The organism is Chitinophaga sp. (genome assembly GCF_036566945.1).
Classification (GTDB): domain Bacteria; phylum Bacteroidota; class Bacteroidia; order Chitinophagales; family Chitinophagaceae; genus Chitinophaga.
This window is the reverse complement of the sequence record NZ_DATCVJ010001003.1, coordinates 1-5,878: the sequence shown is the minus strand read 5'-3', so window position 1 is coordinate 5,878 and position 5,878 is coordinate 1. Positions and strand designations below refer to the sequence as shown.

At 45.5% G+C, this 5,878-nt stretch carries 5 protein-coding genes; all 5 read right to left on the bottom strand.

Annotation, left to right across the window (positions count from 1 at the left end):
• Nucleotides 1-1,159: ligand-binding sensor domain-containing protein (locus VIP81_RS29995; protein WP_331970531.1), on the bottom strand; the 1,159-nt coding region annotated here is incomplete at its 3' end.
• Between the two features lie 135 nt (nucleotides 1,160-1,294).
• On the bottom strand, nucleotides 1,295-2,428 hold the full coding sequence (locus VIP81_RS29990) for a TlpA disulfide reductase family protein (RefSeq protein WP_331970528.1): 1,134 nt from the start codon (nucleotides 2,426-2,428) through the stop codon (nucleotides 1,295-1,297).
• Between the two features lie 30 nt (nucleotides 2,429-2,458).
• Nucleotides 2,459-3,382: a hypothetical protein gene (locus VIP81_RS29985; RefSeq protein WP_331970525.1), complete on the bottom strand. Its 924-nt coding sequence runs from the start codon at nucleotides 3,380-3,382 to the stop codon at nucleotides 2,459-2,461.
• Between the two features lie 33 nt (nucleotides 3,383-3,415).
• Nucleotides 3,416-4,333 (bottom strand): hypothetical protein, encoded by a 918-nt coding sequence (locus tag VIP81_RS29980; protein ID WP_331970522.1) that lies wholly within the window; start codon nucleotides 4,331-4,333, stop codon nucleotides 3,416-3,418.
• Nucleotides 4,334-4,344: 11 nt separating this feature from the next.
• Nucleotides 4,345-5,760 (bottom strand): PKD-like family lipoprotein, encoded by a 1,416-nt coding sequence (locus VIP81_RS29975; RefSeq protein ID WP_331970519.1) that lies wholly within the window; start codon nucleotides 5,758-5,760, stop codon nucleotides 4,345-4,347.
• Between the last annotated feature and the right edge of the window lie 118 nt (nucleotides 5,761-5,878).

Genomic DNA, 5,878 nt, shown 5'->3' with positions numbered 1-5,878 from the left:
TTGCCTGCCGGTCAAAGTAAATGAGCCCGCCGCCATTGGTGCCTATCCATACGTTACCTTTTTTGTCTTCCGCAAAACAGTTTACATCATTATAACTCAAGCTATTGGCATCTGCATATTTATGCGCGTAGAGATCAAATTTCATCATGTTCTCGGCATAATAGCTGACGCCGCGTTTATAGGTGCCGCACCAAATAATGCCCAGATCATCCTTGTATAAAGCGTAGATGGCGTTTTCCGCCACGCTTTTTGCATCTTCCTCTCTTTTCTGGAGGTAATAACAGGTAAAGGTTTCTTTGTTCAGCACATTGATGCCGCCATGGTCGGTACCTATCCAGATCTGTCCTTTTTCATCCTGCACGATGCTGTTAACAATATCATTGTTTAGCGAACTGTTTTTGGAAGATAACCGCCGCATCGTACCATTCTTACTATTCATATATATCACACCAAAATCGCTGCCGGGCATGTATACCCACGTATCTTGCTGTGCATCAATAAACAAACGGAGCGCAATCGGCTTGTTGTCAATGAAACGGGTGATAGTATTTGAGTGTGAGATTAAATGACCTGTATGAATGTCCAACACATCTAACTCACCATTCAGGTAAAGAATGCCAAGGCGGTTGGCGGCCGTTTTGGTAATATCGGCTACTGGCACGCCGGCATGATGAAGGATGCGGGTAACGGCGCCGTTCTTTTTTTCGTTGATGCAGTATATGTTGCCGTCTTCGTAGCCTACCCAGAACGAGCGGTCAGCCTGCTGTGTAGCGGTGATACCTGTAAGCGGCAACCCTTTGCTTTTCAGCCAGGTGGCGGCATCTGAAAACTGTTCTTTCACCGGGTCATAGAGTACATCCCCGTTGCGGGTACGGACATAAAGTCTGTTGCCGGGAGCTGCTGTAATAGCGGATACATAGTCGTCGGAGATAGAATTGGGGTCGGCAGCATTATGCCGGAAAATCCTGCAGGTGAAGCCATCATACCGGTTAAGTCCACTCATGGTGCCAAACCACATAAATCCACGGCTATCTTTGAAGATGCAGTTGACCTGGTTGTTGGAAAGGCCGTTGTTTACATTCAATGAGGAAAACTCCTGGGCATTGGCATATAACAGTAACGACAGTAACAGTGGAATCAGTATAGTTTTTTTCAGCATAACGTGTTGCGGGCATTAGCATAAATATAAACATATTAGGTTGATAATATAATAGTGTACAGGGGACACTTAACCAAAAAAAATCCCGGTTGCATGATCGCAACCGGGAATATATAGGGATAGTATCAGGATATACTAGTCTTTAAAAACCTCCGCCAGCTTTTTATTCAGTTCCTCTCCTCTCAGCGAAGCAGCGATAATTTTTCCTTCACCATCTAACAGGAAATTGGCGGGTACGGCTCTGATACCATATAAGCGACCCACTTCATTATTCCATCCTTTCAGGTCGGAAACATGAATCCAGGGCATACCGTCTTTTGCAATAGCTTCCAACCATTTATCTTTATGATCATCTAAGGAAATGGCGATGATTTGAAAGCCTTTGTCTTTATACCGTTTGTATTGACTGATCAGATTCGGATTTTCTGCGCGGCAGGGACCACACCAGCTGGCCCAGAATTCTACCAGCAATGGTTTTCCTTTCAGGTCGGCGAGTTGTACCGCTTTACCGTTTACATCATTTTGCGTGAAAGCCGGCGCCATGGCGCCAATTTTAATGTTTTTGGCAGCAGCAATACGTTGGGCCAGTTCTTTGCCGGCATCGGACGCCTGCAGGTTTTTATTCATGGCATTGTAGATAGGCTCTATCAAAGGCAGATCTACTTTGCCGCCAGCAGCTTCAGATAAGGCGGCCATCCCAAAAAAGGAGTTCGGATGGGCTTTGGCGAAGGCTATTTGTTGCTCCGTTCTCTTTTGACGGCTGCTCATGTAGTCGTTGTTCACCCGGTTGGTGAAAACGGTATCCTTTTGTTGCGCCGCGGTTAAGGAAGCAAAAGCATTGTTGGCAGCTTTTGTAAGCGCCATGATGCTACCACCAATCACCTTGTTGTAAGCTGCGTACTCGTTATATACTTTTGATCCGGTGAACACCGCGTTGTCTAAAGAATCTTTCGAAGTAATCAGCACTTTTTCTTTACCAAAATAAAAGTAGATCACATCACCGGTGTACACGGCTTTTTGTTTGCCGCCACCATCATGCGACAGGGCCAGGCGTGCATACGAGTAGCCATTACTATGACCAGTAAAAGTAAAGGCGCCGTTTACCAGCATGGCAGAATCTTCTACGCTGTTGCCATTGTCCATGTAATCGATGTATGCTTTTGCGGGCGCCTGCAGCTGCCCTATTTTACCGCTGATGGTAAAGGGCGCAGATTGGGCCGAGGCCAGTATGGGCGCCAGTAGGATGGCTAATGTCAGTATTTTTTTCATGTAGTAATTTTTGTTGTTGAAAAACGGTGTTTAGTACTTTACGTTCGGATAATCTTCTTTCGCATTAATGAGCTGTTGTTCGGTTTCCATGGTCCAGCCAAAAGCAATTTTTGCCTGTTCCTTCAAATCCGCGCCGGCAGCGCCGCTCATGAAATGTATAAATTCGCCCAGGTTTACATCTTCGGTATAATTTTCAAAACCCTGTTTATCTTTTTCATGCGAAAGATTAGCCGCCAGCAGTTTAAAATAATTGACAAGCAAGGCTGTTTTTCCATACTTCATGTAAATCGGATACCACCAATCCCTGAACCAGTAGGTGTTTGGTCGGGGATAGGCGACTGCACTTACCACTGACTGACTATAAGAATCATCGGCTAATTGTTGCAGCCCCAGGCCCAGGTATACGTCATAAATGAAGAGGTCCATCAGTTTACTATCTCCCCATAGTTTAAAAGTGGGAGAGCCAGACCTTTGCATGCTCGAAAACTCCACGATATGGCCTACTTCATGCGCGAGTACGGCCGACATAATCGCGGAATCTTTCCACATCGTAGAACTGACTACCACCAGGTTTTTATAATCGCAGGTACTGGACCGATAGGTGGATAATGTGCCATAGAAGCCACCTCCACTGAGGTATTCCCCGTCGTGCATGGTGACCCGCAAACGTTGGTCATCTCCAAAATCTCCATATTTCTCTTTGGTGTATTTCCACAACCGGGAGGAGAAATTGTTATAAAAAGTAAGAGATAGGGTGGTGTCCATATCAGGCGCCAGGTAAGTGGCCACCTGGTCGTCGAGGTATACTCTTTTCAATTCGGATTGGTAATCGAACCAGTGCTCCTTTAGTGTTAAAGGAGGATTGGCGTCTTTGACAGACAAATCTGCTGTGTCCTTTTTTGAACAGGAAACAAGTAATAAAAAGGCAATAGGAAGTATATATGCTGACTTCATTTTGGGTGCTGGTTTTGAGATGAATAGAGGATCTTACTCTGTATATTTCACGTTGGGGAAATCCAGGCGGGCTTGCTTAAATTGCTGATCGCATTCGGCAGACCATCCAAAGGCAATAGTAGCCTGTGCTTTCAGGTTCACGCCAGCGGCGCCACTCATAAAATGAATGTATTCGCCGAGGTTCATTCTCCTGGAATATTCCTGTTCCTTGCCCAATGGTACTTTAGGGAAATGTTGAGACAGCAGTACGAAAAATTTATTCAATACCTGTGCTTCGCCGTATTTACTGTAGATGGGCATCCACCAATCTCTGAACCAATGACTGCCTTTGCTGGGATAGGTGACGGCGTCATCGAGATAGAAGTTGTACCAGGCGGCGGCTTTATCCTTCATACCCAGATTTTTGTATACATCATATACAAAGATGTCCTGCCATTTGCTATCGCCCCATACTTCAAACGCGGGAGATCCTTTCACCTGGTTGGTTACACTTTCTACAATATGACATACTTCATGGATCATACCTGGCTCAGGAAATACAAAGTTGTTCCAGTTGCCGGCGCTGAAGTCCACGATGTTGCGATGCTCGCCCGACGCGTCCGGATAATATTGTGGCTGGCCTACATTGCCATAGGTGCCACCATGCAGTACTACGTACAAACGTGGGTCATCTCCCATTTTGCCATATACCTTTTTTGCATACTTCCAGGTGTCAGACATTAATTGGTAAGGCCATGCAATAGCCGGACCTACGCCGGCATCTTTATATACCACCACTTCCTGGTCGTAGTAGGCCAGCGTTAATGTTTGCGTATGCTCCAGCCAATGTTCTTTCCAGATACTATCGGGTTTAGGCCCTTTGTCTGCGGAAACGTTGTTGTCATTGGATTTTTTGCAGGCGCCAAAAGTCAGTGCCAGACATAATCCGAGGATATATTGATTGAACTTCATGTAGTGCTGTTTTATTTTCTGATGACAATATCTACCGGTGAGCCGGGTATTCCATTCACCCTGTTGGTGATAACGCCATTTTTTCCAACGCTCACGTCGAGGGTGAGTATACTCCCTTCAATGCCGGCAGTGAGCTTTGTGCCTTCCTTATTTAGCTGGATCATGGTGACTTTTTTGCCGGCAAAGTCGGCACTCAGTGGATAGAGGTCTTCATTAACTGGATTGTACGCATAGATTTTATCGGCAGAAGTGAAGTAGAAAAGATCCACCGCAGAGCGAGCCCACTTAGTATCTTTTTCCAGTAAAGCCGCGCCTTTAAAGATACGCTTGCTGATAGGTTTGATGGCCCGTTGACTATAGTCGGCCATGTCTATAGAAAACGTGTACTCGTAAACGTTACCATCTGCTCCTTTGAAGAATGCATAGGTAATGCCCGGAATAGCCTGCATATAAAGCAGGTCACCGGCGCCTATGTTTTTAGGATTAAAAGCATTACCCGTTACGGTATAGTCGGATCCCATGTAATTGCCACCGCCGTCGAAAGATACAAAGGCGTTAGCGAGGGTATTAAATCCAAAGAAGAAGTTACCTGCACGCGTATAGAACCGGGAAAGATAATAGTCGCCGGTTTGCATGCTGGAGAACTTTCCAAAGTCCGGTGCAAAGGGTGCGGTAGAAGTAACGCTCAGGTATAGCTTACCATTGATGATGCCTGTAGGCGTGCCGGTGGAACCCTCAAACGCTTCTGTCAGTAATGGTGATGGGGGAGAAAAGAACTGATCATTAAAATAATGTTTCCGCAGCATGGTGCTGCCATCAATGATCACGCTGGCTTTGGCAGGGTCCTGGCAAATAACCCAGTAATCTTCTGTGGTACCAGCCTGGTAGGCCAATGGCTTAGAGAAGAGTTGAATAGGATGTGTAGGCAGGTCTTCATTGTGCAAAGCATAGTAAAGATTACTGTTTACCGTACTATCCGGTCTGATAAAAGACAATTTGGTGATGCCCTGATCTACGCTGAGTACCGCGGCGCCGATAGAGAATTTAGTGCCGCCACGGATACTGAAAGAGTAAAAGTATTTGAGACTATTTCTGTTGTCGGTAACGGTGAGTTTAGCACTGCGTAGCATTGGTTTCAGGTTATACACCATCTTCAGCGGATAACCGGTATAATGGTCGGCACGGGCTTCTTCGGCTACGATAATATCCCAGTCAAACGTTAAGTCCTTTGCAGGATCGGCGCCCGCTAAATACACGTAGGGCCTTACAATAAGCGAATCTCCTACGACGGCATCCACGGTAGATCCATCCAGTCCATCTACCAGCGGTTCGGTAGGAGGGGAGTAATTATAGTTGCCCAGATCTTTTTTACATGCAGTAAAAATCACCGTCAGCAAAATGAAAAGATAGCAAATATTAGATTTCATATAATGGCTGATTAGAAGATGATTTGTTGGTTGTTTTCGTCGATGAAAATGTATTTATCAGCTGTCTTGAAATATTTCAGATAGAATTTGACGTTGGGTGTACCACTGTTAATGAAAT